This window comes from Streptomyces collinus, assembly GCF_031348265.1.
Classification (GTDB): domain Bacteria; phylum Actinomycetota; class Actinomycetes; order Streptomycetales; family Streptomycetaceae; genus Streptomyces; species Streptomyces collinus.
Window position 1 is genome coordinate 1,181,537 of sequence record NZ_CP133771.1, and the last position, 15,964, is coordinate 1,197,500.

The window sequence follows — 15,964 nt, forward strand, 5'->3', positions numbered from 1 at the left end:
ACCGTTCTCCCGGTTCATCCTGCGGCGGGGGGCTGCGCGGCCATGCGGGGCGCCGTGCCGAGGTGCTCGCCGACGCGTTTGACCAGGCGGGCCATCTCGTAGGCCACGAGGCCGATGTCGGCGGTGACGGCGGTGAGGAGGGCGAGGCAGGATCCGTCGCCCGCGGCGGCCACGAACAGGAAGCCCTCGTCCATTTCCACCATGGTCTGGCGGACCCCGCCGGCGCCGAAGTGCCGTCCCGCGCCCTTGGCGAGGCTGTGGAAGCCCGAGGCGACGGCGGCGAGGTGCTCGGCGTCCTCGCGGCGCAGGCCGGTCGAGGCGCCCACGGCGAGGCCGTCGTTGGACAGCACCACGGCGTGCCGGATGTCGCTCACGCGGAGCACCAGATCGTCCAGCAGCCAGTCGAGTTCGCCGGAGTGCCGGGCGGACTGTGTGCTCGGATCCTGGATCATGCGGGGTCTCCTTCGCTGCTGTCGCTGCCCGTCACGGGGCCGGGGGTGGTACCGCGGCCGGGTTGCCTGCCGCCGCCGCGCGCCCATCCGGAGCGGTAGGCCGCCATGCGGTCCCGTACGAGTTCGGGGGTGCGCTCGTCGTCCCGGCCAGGGGACCCCGACGGCTGCTCCTCGGGACGCTTGTCGCGCAGCTGGGGAGCGAGGCTGGCCTGCCGTACGCGGCGCGGGAGATCGTCGGAGTCTTCGGGCTGCTGCGGCGGGCGGTGCAGTCGCAAGGTGGCGACTCCTGGGGGTGGGGTCTGGCTCGGGGTCTCCTGGTGACGCGGAACGTCCGCGTGACGTGAGTTGTTCACGTGACCTGAGTTGTCCGCGGGACCTGAGTTGTCCGCGGGATACGAGCTGTCCGCGTGGCGCAGGGTCCCGGGCTCCGCGGGGGCCGGTACGGGGGCCACGAGGGCGCGCCGGTCGGCCTGGGCCGGGACGGCGTCCTGGAGGAGGGTGTCGTCGGGCACGCGCGCGAAGGCGCGTTCCCCCGGCTGTCGCGCGGGTTCCGCCGCTTCGGGGGCCTCTTCCGCCACGGCGGTGTGGAGCAGGGCGGTGGGCAGCAGGACGACCGCGGTGGTGCCGCCGTACGGGGAGGTCCTCAGGTGGACCTTGACGTCGTGCCGGGCGGCGAGCCTGCTGACCACGAACAGGCCGAGCCGGTCGCTGTCGAACAGGTCGAGCGCCTCGGACTGGGCGATGCGGCGGTTGGCTTCGGCGAGGGTCTCCTTGCCCATGCCGAGGCCGCGGTCCTCGACCTCGACGGCGTAGCCGTTGCCGACGGGTTCTCCGGTGACGCGCACGCGCGTGTGGGGCGGGGAGAACTGGGCGGCGTTCTCGATGATCTCGGCCAGCAGGTGCGTGAGGTCGGCGACGGCCGCGCCGGCCACGGCCGCCTCGGGGAGTTGCCGCACCTCCACGCGCGCGTAGTCCTCCACTTCGGAGACGGCCGCGCGGACCACGTTGGTGAGGGAGACCGGCATGCGCCAGGCCCGGCCGGGGGCGGCTCCGGAGAGGATGATCAGGCTCTCCGCGTGGCGCCGCATGCGGGTGGTGAGGTGGTCGAGGCGGAAGAGGTCGCTCAACTCGTTCGGGTCGTCGGAGCGGCGTTCCATGCTGTCGAGGAGGGCCAGCTGCCGGTGGACGAGGATCTGGCTGCGGCGGGCGAGGTTGACGAAGACGCCGGAGATGCCGCTGGCGAGTTCGGCGCGTTCCACTGCGGCCCGCAGCGCGGCGCGGTGCACGGTGCCGAGGGCCTCGGCGACCTGCCCGGTCTCGTCCTCGGCGGGCGTTCCCGGCGGGGCCTCGGCGCGGATGTCGATCTCCTCGCCCGCGCGCAGTTTCCGCATGGCGTCGGGGAGTTTGCGCCGGGCGATCTCCAGGGCGCTGTTGCGCAGGCTAACCAGTTCGACCACGAGGCCGCGTCCGATGCGTACGGAGATGACGAGCGAGGCGGCGACGGCGGCGAGGCCGAGCAGCACGGCTGCGCCGGCCGGGGTGAGCAGTCCCCGGGTGAACGGGTCGGCCCGTTCCGCGACCCCGCGTGCCGCGTCGTCCTCGATGACGCGCATGCCGTTCTGCACGCGCGCGTGGGACGTGTTCCAGGTGCTCTCGGGTGCCGCGTCGACCGCCTTGGAGCCCGGCCCGCCGGCGAGGACCCTGTTCTCCGCGTCGCGCAGGCCGGTGTAGGCACTGCTGTCGGCGAGGGTGTCCCATGCGGAGCGCTCGGTGCCGCTCAGGTCCGCGACGGCCGACTCGGTGAGCGTGCGGCGCAGGGCGACGGCGCCGGTGAAGAGCCGTAGCCGCTCCCCCGTCAGGGTGCCGTCCAGGCGGGCACTCGCCAGCACCGCGTCCTCCTGGGCCAGTGCCTCGCCCGCGCGGGCGAATTCGAGCAGCACACGCGCGTCGGAGCCGAGGTCGGCGTCCCGGATGCCGGTGAGGGCGCCGCCGACGCCGAAGGCGGCCGAGATGGTCCGGGTGTAGCGGTCGTACGTCTCGGCCCAGCCCGCGCGCCTGTCCTGGACCGCGGTGCGCAGTGGCGGCAGTTCCTCGGCACCGGCGACGAAGGCCTCCAGCCGCTGGGCGACTCCGGAGGGCAGTTCCCCGCTGTCGGCGACGGTGGTGTTCTTGCCGAGCCTTAGTTTCGCGACGGCCCGGTCGGTGCGCCGGGCGAGTTCGTCCAGTTCGCCGGTCCGGACGGCGGACGGGTCGGTGGCGTGGCGTACGGCGGCCGCGCGTTCGGCCTGGAGGGCGGCGACGGCGGCGGAGACGGGGGCGCGGACGGTGGCGTCGACGCGTTGTACCTGCCGTAGCCGGGAGACGTCCTGGGCCGTGGTGACGGTGGCGTAGGCCCACAGGGCCAGGAGGGAGACGACCGGCACCATCAGCAGGCACACGATCTTGGCGCGGACGGTGCGGGGGCGTATGTGCCAGCGCTCCGCGCGCGGGGGTGCCGCTTCCGGCGTGCCGCCCGAGGGCGTGTCGGGGCCCTCCTCGGCCGGTGGTCCGGCATGCGCACGGCGACCGCGCACGGGAGGGGACGGCGCCTCGGCGCCGGCTGTGGGGGTCCTACGGGGTGTTCGCATGGACTCCTCGCTCGGAGTGGGTCGGGGCGTTGGGGGCCGGCGGCTGGGTGGAGCGGCGCACTGTCGGACGAGGCGCCTCGGGAGCGACGTCGGGCGCAGAGCACACCGTCGGGCTCAGAGCGGGCCGGCCGGGGATGGCCGTTCAGGCGGTGACCTGGGCGCGCAACCGGGCCGCTGGGCCGGCCCGGACCATCGCCATGCCAGACCCCGCCCTGCTGACCACTGGCCCTGAGGGCCGGGCCCGCACGACCGCCGGCTCTCCTGAAGGCCTGGCGCACCGCCCCCTGACCGCGAGGTGCACGCGAACCCCGTGCCCCGCACCGCCGTGAGCCGTCACCGCGGCCGGTGTTCAGCTGCGCGGCTAGGGGGCGGCGCTCTGCACCGGCCGCTGGGCCGAGGCGGACGCCGCGCGTTCTCCCGCCGTCGGCGACAGTGCGACGAAGGCCGAGGTCAGGAAGAGATAGGAGCCGAGGCCGACGGCGAGGGGGAAGATGAACTGCATCGCCGTTGCCCCGGGCAGGGCCACCGCGGAGGGCGTGACGCGCACGCCCACCGCGAACATCCCGGTGTAGTGCATGCTGCTGACGGCCGCGCCCATGATCAGGGAGGCGATGGTGACCGCCACGGGCGACTTGATGTTGAGGGCCGCCCACAGGGCCGCCGTCGCCGCGACGACGGCGATCAGCACGGAGAGTCCGACGAGCAGCGGGTCGTAGGTCACGTCGCCGTGCAGCCGGACGGCCGCCATGCCCAGGTAGTGCATGCTGGCGACACCGAGGCCGGTGGTGAGCCCGCCGACGAGCAGGGCCCGGCCGCGGTCCCTGCCGTAGCCGACGGCGAAGACGCCGGCGCAGACGACGACCATGGCGACGAGCAGGCTCAGCAGGGTGAGCGGCACGTCGTAGCGGATGTCGGTACCGGCGACGCCGAAGCCGAGCATCGCCACGAAGTGCATGGTCCAGATGCCGGTGCCGATCGCCGAGGCGGCGGTGACGAGCCAGTTGCGGCGCGAGCGCCCGGTGGTGGCGAGCGCACGGACGGTGCAGCGCAGACCGAGCGCGGCGCCTATGCAGGCCATCACGTACGACAGTGCGGGGGTCAGCCACCCCAGGGCTGCGTGGTCCAGGTGTCCCATGGCCCCGGGACGCTAGACCCGGCAGGGGCGCGCGAACGGGGCGCATTTCGAAAGGTGTTGGAATATGACTCAAGGGTGCACCGGAACGATCGGGTCACGCTCGAACGTGTGCGCTGAGGCGTCGTCCGTACCGGTGAGATGTGATCTGTACCAGTGAGACGTGGCCCGTAGCGGCGCGACATGATCCGTGCCGCTGAAGCCTTCTTGCTGCCGGTGGGGCGTCAGAGGTGCCGGTGCGGAATCATGCGGGACATGAGCGACGAGCAGACGCGTGTCCAGGAGTTCTTCACCGCCCGCGCCGCCGACTGGGACAGCCGGTTCCCCGATGACGGTCCGGCCTATGCCGCCGCCGTCGCCGAACTCGGACTGCGGGCGGGTGACCGGGTCCTCGACGCGGGGTGCGGCACCGGCCGCGCCCTGCCGCCGCTGCGCGCCGCCGTAGGGACCTCGGGGATGGTCCTGGGGGCCGATCTCACGCCCGCCATGCTGCGGGAGGCCGTACGGGCCGGCCGGGACCGTGACGGGCACTTGCTGCTCACGGATGTGGCCGCGCTGCCCCTGCGCTCGCACTCGCTGGATGCCGTGTTCGGGGCGGGCCTCATCTCGCACCTCGAGAACCCGGCCGAGAACCTTCGGGAGCTGGCGCGCGTGGTACGTCCGGGTGGTGTGCTGGCGCTGTTCCACCCGATCGGCAGGGCGGCTCTCGCGGCACGCCACGGCCGCTCGATCACCCCGGACGACCTGCGCGCCGAGTCCAACCTCCGTCCGCTGCTGGCAGGTTCCGGTTGGCGCCTGACGTCCTACGTCGACGAGGACGCCCGTTTCCTGGTGCTCGCCCTGCGCGAGGACTGAGGCACCGCGTCACCCGGCCTCGGCGTCCGCGGCCGCGCGCCGCACGGGACAGCCCCGGACGCCCGGGACCGGGCGGGTGCCCAGGTCGGCGATCCGGTAGCCGTACGGGTAGCCCTTGATCTCCCAGTTCTGCCGGGCGAAGTGCGGGGCGCGCCGGGGCGGCAGCAGGCGGACGGCGCGGCCCCGCAGCCGCACCGCTCGACGCACCCACGCGCGCGTGGCGGCGTTCGGCGGGGTGTAGCGGAAGGTGCGCAGCAGCGAGTCGTCGAGCAGGGCGAGGGTCGTGGTGCGCAGCAGGGGCGCGAGCGGGCCGGGGTACCAGGAGGCCATCAGGTCGAGTGTGGCGTCCGAGACGCGCCGGGCGTCCTCGTCCCAGGCGAAGTGGGCGGCCTCGTAGGCGTCGAGGCAGTTCTCGAACTCCTCGTAGGTCTCGGGGATGTCCTTGATCCCCATGTGCCGGCCCAGGGTGCGGTAGTGGACGGCACTCGCGACGGTCTCGTGGCGTGACATCCTGCGCCAGCCGTAGGCGTCGATCCACCGTTTGGGCATCACGACGAAGGTGCACAGCACGTAGCGCATGTCGTCGTCGCTGATGTCGTAGCTGCGGTGCATCTGGTTGATACGGCGGATCGCCGTCCTGCCCTCGTCGCTGCCGAATCCGTGCTCGACGATGGCGTCCAGGAGCAGCGAGGTGTCGTCGTAGCGCTTCTGCGTCCGGTCCGTGAGCTCCGCCGTGCGCGCCAGCAGCCGTCCGATGCCCGGGACGGCGTAGGTACGGTACAGGGCCAGCTCCAGGGCGCGTGTGAAGTCCCAGGGAAACTCGTACGCCACGCTGAGGCGGTAGATCTCGGTGGCCTCCTCGTACGGGTCCATCCGACGGATCTGTTCGAGGCGTGAGAAGCGCTTCATCCTGCCGTCCCCCTTCTGCCACAGGTTCTCCAACTTTACGTTGGAAGCGAGGAGATGAACGACCGGGCACGGCAGGTACGCAGGGGGAAGGTGGTCAGCGTGTGGGGCAGGTTCCGCAAAGCCGGGGGAAGAGTCGCTGATGTCTTGCGAACGGAGCAGAAGGCCGGTGAGGGCAAGCGTCCGCACAATCTTTTCGAGGCCGCGGCGACCTATGTCACGGCCTGCGCGGACGACGACCAGGCGCGGGCCGACGAGGCGGCGGGCTGGGTGTCGCCGGAGGCCCTGTCGTTCGGCGTGAACGAGCTGGCCTGCCGCGCCGTGATCGCGCTCGCCCGGGAACGCGGCGAGCCGCCGGAGAGCGTGGCCCGCGACTTGCTGGGGCTGCCGGCCGCCTGATGCGCACCGCGCGGAGGGCCGATTCGCCCCGTCCGCCGGAAAACTGCAGGTCCGCGCGCGCAGGCGAGGCCGTGACAAGGGGCTTGCGGGCGCACTAGGGTGCGCGCCGGTGGACGAACCGATGGGGAGGCTGGGATGGCCGGGACGGACGAGGAAGCCGTCGCCGCCGAGGACGATGCGCTCTATGTGCTGACGGCGGTGCTGCTGACGCCGGCGAAGTTCCCGAGCGTGCTGGGCGACGACTACCCCGAGGCATGCGCGGCGCTCGGTCTCGCACCCCTCGCCGACGGGTACGGCCTGGTACTCGGCCAGGACGGCGAGGGCGCACGGTGGACGGTGGCCATCGACGACGTCTCGCTGGTGGCCGTCGCGATCGCCTCCTGGGACTGCGGCATGGAGTACGAGCTGTCGCCCGACGAGCGCACGGTCGTCGCGGCCCTGCCCGGCTGGCCCCTCGCGGTCGCCGTCGCGGCCCCCGGGGTGCCGGCGCCGCACGATCCGGACCCGGAGGCGGACGACCGGCCCCCGCTGGCTCCGCCGGACACCACCGTGTGGGGCCCGGCCCAGCGGCGCCTGGGCGCCGACGAGATCGCGCTGCAGTGGGCGACGTGGCGGGAGCAGATCGACGATGCCGAGTTCCCGACGGGGGCGGCCGCGGGGACGGCCTCCGGCAAGCAGGACGATACGGCCGACGGCCCGGACGGACCTGGGGAGAGCGGGCAGAAGGGTGGCCACAGCGGCATCCGGCGCGTGCTGGCGGAGGTACGCACCTATATCGACTCGCCGCCGCCGCTGGGCCGGGTCCGGTCGTCCTTCGCGCCGGGCGACGCCCGGACCCTGCGGGCCGACGGTCCGGGCTGGTCGCTCGTCGCCAGGACCGACGACATCGCTTTCGTGCTGCTCGACGAGGAACCCGGCGAGGTCCTGCCGGTGGGCCGGGGGCCGGAACTGCCGGGTCTCCTCGAAGCACTGGACAAGATGGCCGTACGGCCGAACTGAGCCGGTTCGGACGGACTGAGCCGGTTCGGCCTTGCTGCTGCGGTGCGAACCGGGACGGGCCAGGCCCAGCCGCGGCAGTGCGGACCGGTCCAGTTCGCTGCGGGCCGGGCAGCACCGGCCGGGTCAGCGCCTCAGCGGCCGAGCTCCTTGCGGGTGGCGCGGCGCAGCCTGCGCCGCTGCGATGGGTCCAGCGTGAGGTACGCGGCGGCCGGGACTCCCAGGATGATCAGGAGCGATGCCCACCAGGGCAACCAGATCAGCAGGATGAGCCCGACCGCCACACCGCCTGCGGCGATCTTGGCGTTCTTCGACATGACTGTCGCCTCCTTCGCGGCCAGTGCCGCTCTCTGTCTCGAAAACGGACCCGCGTTCACGGCGGTTCCGGACCGCGACCCTGAGACATCCCTGAGGTGCACCCCTGACGCACCCCTGAGACCTCCATGGTGACCCAGCTCACAGCCCAGCCATACCCATGCGCGCCGGAAGTGCTGTACTCTCGGCGACTCCGCTCTCACTAGTCAAATTTGAGGAATCAGCCATAGCCGAGCATCCGACTCCCCCGGCGCCCTCCTCCGACATCTCCGAACTGCCCTTCTGCCACTCCGTGTTCCTGCCCGGCGACCCCGCACGCACCGGGAGTGTCGCCTTCTGGCGGCCCGACGGGGCCGCCCCTCCGATGGTGGCCTCCTCGTCCGCCGCGGACCTGAAGGTCGTCGTGCCGCATGACGGCGGGATCGGGTCAGCCACCGTGCCGGCCGTCCTGGTGCCGGTGCGCACGGCCCTGCCCGTCCTCACGCGCGCGCGGGCCGGCCGGCAGGGTCACCGCTCCACCGTCTTCTGGGGCGCTGCGGCGTTGCACGCCCTGCGCCTCGCGGCGCGCGGACTGCTGCTGCCGGGACTGTCCCAGGGCGACCACGACGCCTGGCGCGCGGGCCCGCTGAGCGCCCAGGACATCGAGGATCTGCGCCGCCTCGCCGCCGCGATGCCGCCCGAGGCGCACGCCGCGCCCCTGGCAGGCGCGGGGCCGCTGCGGCTGCCCGGCCCGGAGCAGCTCCTGCGCGCCTTCGTCGACGCGGTCGCCGACTCTCTGCCCCGCTCCCCCGCCGCTCCGCTGGTCACGGGCGGCCCCGCCTACGCGTCGCCGGAGCCGGTGCGACTGCCCGAGCAGCGCGCCTGGGCCGCCGATGTCGCGGCGGGCCACGACGCGGGCGTACGGCTGTCGCTGCGGATCGAGGCGGACGGCTTGACGGACGCTGCGGACGACGGCACGGACGTGGCGTTCCGGGCCGTGCTGCAGGTGCACAGCGTCAGCGATCCCGCGCTCGTCGCGGACGCCGCGGATGTCTGGGCCGGTGCCGGGGGCGAGGCCTTCGGTCCACGGGCGCGGATGGACGCACTGCTCGCCCTGCGCCGGGCGGCCCGGGCCTGGGCCCCGCTCACCCCCCTGCTGTCGGCGACCGTGCCGGACGCGGCCGAACTGGCCGACGAGGAGGTCACCGAGCTGCTCGGGGCGGGTGCCCTCGCACTGAGCGCGGCCGGGGTCGAGGTGCACTGGCCGAAGGGGCTGTCCCGTGAGCTCAGCACGCGCGCGGACGTGGGACCTTCCGACGACGAGCCGGAATCCGGCGCGACCGTCGCGGCCATGCCGTCGTTCCTGTCCGCCGACGCACTGCTCGCCTTCACGTGGTCGTTCGCCCTGGGTGGCAGGCGGCTGGACCGTGAAGAGCTGGACCGCCTGGCCGAGGCGAAGCGCCCGGTGGTACGACTGCGCGACCAGTGGGTCCTGATCGACCCTCAGGAGGCGCGCCTGGCCCGCTCCCGGCAGGACCGCAAGGTGACTCCGGTGGACGCCCTGGGCGCGGCCCTGACGGGCTGGGCGGAGGTCGACGGCCGCCGGGTCGAGGTGCGGCCCACCGGGTGGCTGGCGGCCCTCCGGGAGCGGCTCGCCGATCCGGAGGCGCAGCAGCCCGTGGAGCAGCCGCCCGCCCTCGCCGCCACCCTGCGGGACTACCAGCGGCGGGGTCTGAACTGGCTCGCCGGTATGACCTCGCTCGGCCTGGGCTGCTGTCTCGCCGACGACATGGGGCTCGGCAAGACGATCACCCTGATCGCCCTGCACCTGCACCGGCAGACCGACGCCGGGTCCGCCGGACCGACCCTGGTGGTCTGCCCGACGTCCCTGATGGGCAACTGGCAGCGGGAGATCGAACGGTTCGCGCCCGGCACACCCGTGCGGCGCTTCCACGGGGCGCGGCGCGGCCTGGACGGCCTGGCGGACGGGGAGTTCGTACTCACCACGTACGGCACGATGCGCCTGGACGCGCCCCGGCTCGCCGGGGCGCCGTGGGGCATGCTCGTGGCGGACGAGGCCCAGCACGTGAAGAACCCGTACTCCTCGACCGCGCGGGAGCTGCGTTCCATCGGCGCACGCGCGCGCGTGGCACTCACCGGCACCCCGGTGGAGAACAACCTGTCGGAGCTGTGGGCGATCCTCGACTGGACGACCCCGGGGCTGCTGGGCCGGCTCGGCACCTTCCGCAGGCGGTACGCGGAAGCCGTCGAGGGCGGTCAGGACCCGGCCGCGGCCGACCGGCTGGCCCGGCTCGTACGGCCGTTCCTGCTGCGCCGCCGCAAGTCGGATCCTGGGATCGCGCCCGAGCTGCCTCCGAAGACGGAGACCGATCACGCCGTGTCGCTCACCCAGGAGCAGGCGGCGCTGTACGAGGCCGTGGTGCGTGAGGCGCTCGCGGAGATCTCCGGCACCGGCAGCATGGCCCGGCGGGGCCTGATCGTGAAGCTGCTGACCGGTCTCAAGCAGATCTGCAACCATCCGGCGCAGTACCTCAAGGAGGAGCGGCCCGTGATCTCCGGGCGCTCCGGGAAACTGGAGCTGCTGGACGAGCTGCTCGGCACGATCCTCGCCGAGCGGGCGGGTGTGCTGGTGTTCACGCAGTACGTGCAGATGGCCCGTCTCCTCGAACGGCACCTCGCCGCCCGCGGCACGCCCTCGCAGTTCCTGCACGGGGGGACGCCCGTCGCCGAGCGCGAGGCCATGGTGCGGCGCTTCCAGGACGGCGAAGTGCCGGTGTTCCTGCTGTCGTTGAAGGCGGCGGGCACCGGGCTGAACCTCACCCGGGCCGAGCACGTCGTGCACTACGACCGCTGGTGGAACCCGGCCGTCGAGGCGCAGGCGACCGACCGCGCGTACCGCATCGGCCAGACCCGGCCCGTGCAGGTGCACCGGATCGTCGCGGAGGGAACGATCGAGGACCGCATCGCCGAACTGCTGCTGCGCAAGCGGGAACTGGCGGACGCGGTCCTGGGCGCCGGCGAGGCGGCACTCACGGAGCTGACGGACGCGGAACTGGCGGATCTGGTCGAACTGCGAGGGGACCTGCGATGACTCGGCACGATGGCGACATGGAACGCACCTTCGCCGCGCTGCCGCCCGCACACGGACGGGGCTTCGCCGAGACCTGGTGGGGCCAGGCCTGGCTGAAGGCCCTGGAGGGCACGGCGCTGGACTCGACGCAGCTCAAGACGGGCCGCCGGCTTGCCCGCGCGGGCGCTGTCGGGGCGGTGTCGGTGCGTCCGGGGCGGCTGACAGCCGTAGTCCAGGACCCCGACGGTTCGGCGCACCGGGCCGACGTGCTCCTGGAGGAGCTCTCGCCCGGGCAGTGGGACCACTTCCTGGACATGACGGCGGAGCGGGCCGGTCATGTGGCGGCGCTGCTGGACCGGGAGATGCCGCCGCACCTGGTCGAGGACGCGGCCGACGCGGGCGTCGAACTGCTGCCGGGTCTGGGCGACCTGGAGCCGGAGTGCGACTGTGAGGCCTGGGACCACTGCGGGCACACGGCGGCCCTCTGCTACCAGGTGGCACGGCTGCTGGACCAGGACCCCTTCGTACTGATGCTGATGCGCGGACGCGACGAAACCGCCCTGCTGGAGGACCTGCAGGCGCGCAGCGGGGCTTCGGCGGCGAGTTCCTCCGGGCCGGAAGGCGTGGACGCGGCCGAGGCGTACGCCGCCGGTGACATCCTGCCGCCGCTCCCGGACGTGCCCGGACTCCCCGGGGAACCCGGTCTTCCGCCGTCCCTGGACACCGAGACACCCCCCGCCCCCGGCATCGCCCCGGCGGCGCTGGCGTTCCTGGCCGCGCGGACGGCCGTGGAGGCGCACCGCCTGCTCGCGGAGGCGCTCCGGGGCACCGCCCACGAGGAGTTGACGGTCGCGCAGGACGCGGTGCGGCTGGCCGCGGGTGACCCCGGCCGGGAGATGAGCGACCGGCTCGCCGACGGGTCGGGACGCGGACGGGAGGGCCTGGCGACGGCCGTGCGCGCCTGGCGTCACGGCGGGACGGCCGCACTCTCCGTCCTCGACGACGAGTGGCGTGTGGAGGGCGAGACGCTCGCACGCGCGCGTGCCGCCCTGGAGTCGGCCTGGGACGCCGCCGAACGGCCGGAGCTGCGGCCACGGGGCAACCGGTGGACGGTCGCCGGCGCGCCGGTCCAGCTGCGCCTCGACCGGGACGGCCGCTGGTGGCCCTACCGCAAGGAGCGCGGCCGCTGGCTGCCCGCGGCAGGCCCCGCCCAGGACCCGGCGACGGCTCTGGCCTCCGTGACGGGCCCGCCGTCGGCGGAACTCACCCCCGCAGAAGGGAACTCCCTGTGACACTCACCTGGTACGGCCCGGACATCCTCACCGTCGCCGACGAGCTCACCGAGGCGTACGCCGAGGTCTTCACGGCACCGCCGTGGGAGCCCCGGGATGCCGAGGAGACCCGGGTGGAGTTCCGTGAGCGGCTGGAGACGGACGTGCGCCGTCCGGGTTTCCGGGCGGTGCTGGTGCTGTCGGAGGACGGCCGGGTGGACGGTTTCGCCACGGGATGGACCACCCAGGCGCCCTTCCGAACCGACCGCGCCTACGGAAAGGTGACCCGGCGGCTCGGGGCCGAGCGGGTGAACGAGCTGCTCGTGGGCCGCCTAGAGATCGACGAACTGGGCGTGTGCTCCCGGGCCCGCGGCACGGGCCTGGGGCGGCGGCTCCTGTCCGCTCTCAGCTCCGGCGCACCCGATGGCCGGGCCTGGTTGATGACCTGGAACGGTGCCCCGGACGCACTGGCCTTCTACCGCCGGGCCGGATGGCAGGAGCCCGACCCCCTGCCGGGTGAGGAGACGGACATGGTGGTCTTCGTCGCCCCCGGGCCGACCTGACGGCGACACCTCCCATTGCGGGGAGGGCAGGCGCAGGGCACCGGCTCGGCGGCACCCAGCGTCAGGACACCAGCTCGGCGGCACCCAGGCGTCAAGGCACCAACTCACCCGCGTCCAGGGACGGCAGAAGCGACTCGAAGCCGCTCGGCAGATCGCTGGGCAGATCGCTCGGGAGCCGAGTCGGGAAGCCCGACGGCAGCCGGGTCGGCAGCCCGCTCGGCAACCCGCTCGGCAACTCCGTGGGGATCCCGAAGGACGGTTCCGGAGAGCGGCTCGTGCTCCCGCCGGACGGATCAGCGTCCGGCGAGTCGTCCCTGCCCGAGGCCATCAGCACCACGATGGACACGGCTGCGACGGCCGCGAGCACGGCGAGCAGGATCAGCAGCGGGTTCCGGCGCCTGGGAGGCCGGGGCGGATGCGGCGGTACGGGCGGCAGGGCCATACCGACAGAGTCGCCGCGCACCGCTCCGGCCGGGAGGGGCGCACGGAAGCTGATACGGACTCATGGCGTGGATCGCATGATTCCGCGGCATGACGGACCCTGTGGCCGACCCGGCCCGACCCGGCCGGCCAGCGTGGGCCCGGCCGGTCGGCGGGCCCGGCAGGACGCCGGGCCCGCACGCGCGCGCGGACTCAGCCACGTGCCCCCAGCAGGTGGTCCATCGCCAGCTGGTCCAGGTGCTCGAAGGCCATGCCGCGTGCGGCGGCCGCCTCCACGTCGAACGCCTCGAACGCCGACCGGTCGGCGAGCAGCGCCTGGAGGCCGTCCGCGGCGGTGGGCTGGGCCAGCTCGTCGAGACGGGCCGCGCGCAGGGCCTCCTGGACCTCCGGGTCGGCGCGGAAGGCGGCGGCGCGCTCCTTGAGGATGAGGTAGTTGCGCATGCAGCCGGCCGCCGAGGCCCACACGCCGTCGAGGTCCTCGGTGCGCGGCGGCTTGAAGTCGAAGTGGCGCGGACCGCTGTAACCGGCCGACTCCAGCAGGTCGACCAGCCAGAACGCGGCGCGCAGGTCACCGGCGCCGAAGCGCAGATCCTGGTCGTACTTGATGCCGGACTGGCCGTTGAGGTCGATGTGGAACAGCTTGCCCGCCCACAGCGCCTGCGCGATGCCGTGCGGGAAGTTCAGCCCGGCCATCTGCTCGTGCCCGACCTCGGGGTTGACGCCGTACAGTTCCGGCCGCTCCAGGCGCTCGATGAACGCCAGGGCGTGGCCGACGGTCGGCAGGAGGATGTCGCCGCGCGGCTCGTTCGGCTTGGGCTCGATCGCGAAGCGCAGGTCGTAGCCCTGGGAGGTGACGTACTCGCCGAGCAGGTCGAAGGCCTCCTTCATCCGGTCCAGGGCCGCGCGGACGTCCTTGGCGGCACCGGACTCGGCACCCTCACGGCCGCCCCACGCCACGTACACCTGGGCGCCGAGCTCGGCGGCGAGGTCGATGTTGCGGATGGTCTTGCGCAGCGCGTACCGGCGCACGTCGCGGTCGTTGGCGGTGAACGCGCCGTCCTTGAAGACCGGGTGCGTGAAGAGGTTGGTGGTGGCCATCGGGACCTTCATGCCCGTGGCGTCCAGCGCCTGACGGAAGCGCTTGATGTGTGCCTCGCGCTCGGTGTCGCCGGAGCCGAACGGAATCAGGTCGTCGTCGTGGAAGGTCACACCGTGGGCGCCCAGCTCAGCCAGCCGCTGCACCGTCTCGACCGGGTCGAGGGCACGCCGCGTGGCGTCGCCGAAGGGGTCCCGTCCCTGCCAGCCGACGGTCCACAGGCCGAAGGTGAACCTGTCCTCGGGGGTGGGCTGGTAGCTCATGCCGCGGCTCCTTGCTCGCTGAGGCTATTTCGTCATGCCGATTTACAAATTAGTATGCGGGCACCTCTCTGGGAAGAGACAAGGTGCCTCCGAACGGAGACACGTGCCGCGCGCAGTAGGGAGAAGCCCGATGTCAGCAGCCGAGGGTCCGCTCGTCGTCGGAGTGGACTCGTCCACCCAGTCCACCAAGGCCCTGGTGGTCGACGCGTCCACCGGCCGGGTGGTGGCGAGCGGCCAGGCGCCGCACACGGTCTCCTCGGGGGCGGGGCGCGAGACCGATCCGCGCCAGTGGTGGGACGCCCTGTGCGAGGCGCTGCGCCAGTGCGGTGACGCGGCGCACGAGGCCGCCGCCGTGTCGGTCGGCGGGCAGCAGCACGGCCTGGTCGCCCTGGACGGGCGGGGTGAGCCGGTACGGCCGGCCCTGCTGTGGAACGACGTGCGTTCGGCGCCGCAGGCCCGCCGGCTGACCGAGGAACTGGGCGGCGCGAAGTTCTGGGCCGACCGCACCGGAAGCGTGCCCGCGGCCTCGTTCACGGTCACGAAATGGGCGTGGCTGGCCGAGCACGAGCCGGAGGCGGTGCGTGCCACGAAGGCCGTGCGCCTCCCCCACGACTACCTCACCGAGCGGCTCACCGGGCAGGGCACGACCGACCGCGGCGACGTCTCCGGGACGGGCTGGTGGGCCTCCGGGACGGAGGCGTACGACGAGGAGATCCTCGCGCACGTGGGGCTCGACCCTGCCCTGCTGCCGCGGGTGGTCCGGCCCGGCGAGGTGGCGGGTACCGTGCGTGACGGCCACGACCTGCCGTTCTCCCGGGGCACCCTGGTCGCGCCCGGCACGGGCGACAACGCCGCCGCCGCGCTGGGCCTCGGAGTGCGGCCGGGCGTGCCGGTGATGAGCCTCGGCACCTCGGGCACGGTGTACGCCGTGTCGCGGCACCGGCCCGCCGATCCGACCGGGACGGTGGCGGGCTTCGCCGACGCCCGCGGCGACTGGCTGCCGCTGGCCTGCACCCTGAACTGCACGCTCGCCGTCGACCGTGTCGCGGCGCTGCTGGGCCTTGACCGCGAAGCCGTGGAGCCCGGCACGGCCGTGACGCTCCTGCCCTACCTGGACGGCGAACGCACCCCGAACCTGCCCAACGCCTCCGGCCTGCTGCACGGCCTGCGCCACGACACAACCGCCGGCCAGGTGCTCCAGGCCGCCTATGACGGTGCCGTGCACTCCTTGCTCGGCGCTCTCGACCTGGTACTCGACGACGACGCGGACCGTTCGGAACCCCTGGTGCTGATCGGCGGCGGCGCCCGGGGCACCGCCTGGCAGCAGACCGTGCGGCGGCTGTCGGGGCGTCCCGTGCAGGTGCCCGAGGCCCGGGAACTGGTCGCGCTCGGCGCCGCGGCACAGGCGGCCGGGCTGCTGACCGGAGAGGATCCGGCGGCTGTCGCTCGGCGCTGGGACACGGCGGCCGGGCCGGTGCTCGACGCCGTCGAGCGGGACGAGGAGACGCTGGCCAGGATCGCCGGGGTACTCTCCGACGCGGCTCCGCTGCTGGAGCGGCCCACGGACACCCACTGAGG

14 protein-coding genes are annotated in these 15,964 nt (G+C 73.6%); 7 read left to right on the forward strand and 7 right to left on the reverse strand.

What is annotated here, in order from left to right:
* Positions 1 to 14: 14 nt before the first annotated feature.
* The 3 genes from RFN52_RS05190 to RFN52_RS05200 form a co-directional block, all read right to left on the reverse strand.
* Positions 15 to 452, reverse strand: coding sequence for a roadblock/LC7 domain-containing protein (locus RFN52_RS05190; RefSeq protein WP_062925506.1), 438 nt, complete (start codon positions 450 to 452; stop codon positions 15 to 17).
* A complete protein-coding gene (locus tag RFN52_RS05195) occupies positions 449 to 3,079 on the reverse strand; it encodes a sensor histidine kinase (RefSeq protein WP_184842979.1) in 2,631 nt (876 codons plus the stop codon). Before RFN52_RS05195 ends, RFN52_RS05190 begins: the two co-directional genes overlap by 4 nt.
* A gap of 361 nt (positions 3,080 to 3,440) precedes the next feature.
* A complete protein-coding gene (locus RFN52_RS05200; RefSeq protein ID WP_184842982.1) occupies positions 3,441 to 4,214 on the reverse strand; it encodes an MHYT domain-containing protein in 774 nt (257 codons plus the stop codon).
* 252 nt (positions 4,215 to 4,466) lie between these two features.
* Here RFN52_RS05200 and RFN52_RS05205 point away from each other — a divergent pair, with 252 nt between their 5' ends.
* The gene (locus RFN52_RS05205; RefSeq protein ID WP_184842985.1) at positions 4,467 to 5,066 is read left to right on the forward strand and encodes a class I SAM-dependent methyltransferase; all 600 of its coding nucleotides are present in this window, start codon (positions 4,467 to 4,469) and stop codon (positions 5,064 to 5,066) included.
* Positions 5,067 to 5,075: 9 nt separating this feature from the next.
* On the opposite strand, the gene RFN52_RS05210 is transcribed toward RFN52_RS05205, so the two are convergent.
* Positions 5,076 to 5,975, reverse strand: a complete 900-nt coding sequence (locus RFN52_RS05210) for an oxygenase MpaB family protein (protein ID WP_184842988.1) — start codon at positions 5,973 to 5,975, stop codon at positions 5,076 to 5,078.
* 99 nt (positions 5,976 to 6,074) lie between these two features.
* Here RFN52_RS05210 and RFN52_RS05215 point away from each other — a divergent pair, with 99 nt between their 5' ends.
* A complete protein-coding gene (locus RFN52_RS05215; RefSeq protein WP_184853798.1) occupies positions 6,075 to 6,371 on the forward strand; it encodes a hypothetical protein in 297 nt (98 codons plus the stop codon).
* 135 nt (positions 6,372 to 6,506) lie between these two features.
* Positions 6,507 to 7,370, forward strand: coding sequence for a hypothetical protein (locus tag RFN52_RS05220; RefSeq protein WP_184842991.1), 864 nt, complete (start codon positions 6,507 to 6,509; stop codon positions 7,368 to 7,370).
* Between the two features lie 131 nt (positions 7,371 to 7,501).
* Here the strand turns inward: RFN52_RS05220 and RFN52_RS05225 are convergent, their stop codons facing one another.
* The gene (locus tag RFN52_RS05225; protein WP_010040978.1) at positions 7,502 to 7,684 is read right to left on the reverse strand and encodes a tail-anchor membrane protein; all 183 of its coding nucleotides are present in this window, start codon (positions 7,682 to 7,684) and stop codon (positions 7,502 to 7,504) included.
* A 158-nt stretch (positions 7,685 to 7,842) separates the two neighbouring features.
* Here RFN52_RS05225 and RFN52_RS05230 point away from each other — a divergent pair, with 158 nt between their 5' ends.
* From RFN52_RS05230 to RFN52_RS05240, 3 genes are read left to right on the forward strand one after another with little or no spacing between them, the layout of a single operon-like run.
* Positions 7,843 to 10,773: an SCO1167/SCO6262 family helicase gene (locus tag RFN52_RS05230; protein ID WP_311240898.1), complete on the forward strand. Its 2,931-nt coding sequence runs from the start codon at positions 7,843 to 7,845 to the stop codon at positions 10,771 to 10,773.
* Positions 10,770 to 12,044 (forward strand): SWIM zinc finger family protein, encoded by a 1,275-nt coding sequence (locus RFN52_RS05235; protein WP_184842994.1) that lies wholly within the window; start codon positions 10,770 to 10,772, stop codon positions 12,042 to 12,044. Before RFN52_RS05230 ends, RFN52_RS05235 begins: the two co-directional genes overlap by 4 nt.
* Positions 12,041 to 12,586 (forward strand): GNAT family N-acetyltransferase, encoded by a 546-nt coding sequence (locus tag RFN52_RS05240; RefSeq protein ID WP_311240899.1) that lies wholly within the window; start codon positions 12,041 to 12,043, stop codon positions 12,584 to 12,586. Before RFN52_RS05235 ends, RFN52_RS05240 begins: the two co-directional genes overlap by 4 nt.
* 91 nt (positions 12,587 to 12,677) lie before the next feature.
* Here RFN52_RS05240 and RFN52_RS05245 read toward each other — a convergent pair whose 3' ends face one another.
* Together RFN52_RS05245 and xylA are read right to left on the reverse strand one after the other, a co-directional pair.
* The gene (locus RFN52_RS05245) at positions 12,678 to 13,028 is read right to left on the reverse strand and encodes a hypothetical protein (RefSeq protein ID WP_184842997.1); all 351 of its coding nucleotides are present in this window, start codon (positions 13,026 to 13,028) and stop codon (positions 12,678 to 12,680) included.
* A gap of 191 nt (positions 13,029 to 13,219) precedes the next feature.
* A complete protein-coding gene (xylA, locus tag RFN52_RS05250; RefSeq protein ID WP_184843000.1) occupies positions 13,220 to 14,386 on the reverse strand; it encodes a xylose isomerase in 1,167 nt (388 codons plus the stop codon).
* Between the two features lie 130 nt (positions 14,387 to 14,516).
* Between xylA and xylB the strand changes: the two genes are divergently transcribed.
* A complete protein-coding gene (gene xylB / locus RFN52_RS05255; RefSeq protein ID WP_184843003.1) occupies positions 14,517 to 15,962 on the forward strand; it encodes a xylulokinase in 1,446 nt (481 codons plus the stop codon).
* The last annotated feature ends 2 nt before the right edge of the window (positions 15,963 to 15,964 follow it).

Coding starts and splice junctions, on each gene's coding strand:
- RFN52_RS05230 (WP_311240898.1), top strand. CDS start 7,843: ATGCGCGCCGGAAGTGCTGTACTCTCGGCGACTCCGCTCTCACTAGTC.
- RFN52_RS05220 (WP_184842991.1), top strand. CDS start 6,507: ATGGCCGGGACGGACGAGGAAGCCGTCGCCGCCGAGGACGATGCGCTC.
- RFN52_RS05245 (WP_184842997.1), bottom strand. CDS start 13,028: ATGGCCCTGCCGCCCGTACCGCCGCATCCGCCCCGGCCTCCCAGGCGC.
- RFN52_RS05195 (WP_184842979.1), bottom strand. CDS start 3,079: ATGCGAACACCCCGTAGGACCCCCACAGCCGGCGCCGAGGCGCCGTCC.
- RFN52_RS05210 (WP_184842988.1), bottom strand. CDS start 5,975: ATGAAGCGCTTCTCACGCCTCGAACAGATCCGTCGGATGGACCCGTAC.
- RFN52_RS05200 (WP_184842982.1), bottom strand. CDS start 4,214: ATGGGACACCTGGACCACGCAGCCCTGGGGTGGCTGACCCCCGCACTG.
- RFN52_RS05235 (WP_184842994.1), top strand. CDS start 10,770: ATGACTCGGCACGATGGCGACATGGAACGCACCTTCGCCGCGCTGCCG.
- RFN52_RS05190 (WP_062925506.1), bottom strand. CDS start 452: ATGATCCAGGATCCGAGCACACAGTCCGCCCGGCACTCCGGCGAACTC.
- RFN52_RS05205 (WP_184842985.1), top strand. CDS start 4,467: ATGAGCGACGAGCAGACGCGTGTCCAGGAGTTCTTCACCGCCCGCGCC.
- RFN52_RS05225 (WP_010040978.1), bottom strand. CDS start 7,684: ATGTCGAAGAACGCCAAGATCGCCGCAGGCGGTGTGGCGGTCGGGCTC.
- xylA (WP_184843000.1), bottom strand. CDS start 14,386: ATGAGCTACCAGCCCACCCCCGAGGACAGGTTCACCTTCGGCCTGTGG.
- xylB (WP_184843003.1), top strand. CDS start 14,517: ATGTCAGCAGCCGAGGGTCCGCTCGTCGTCGGAGTGGACTCGTCCACC.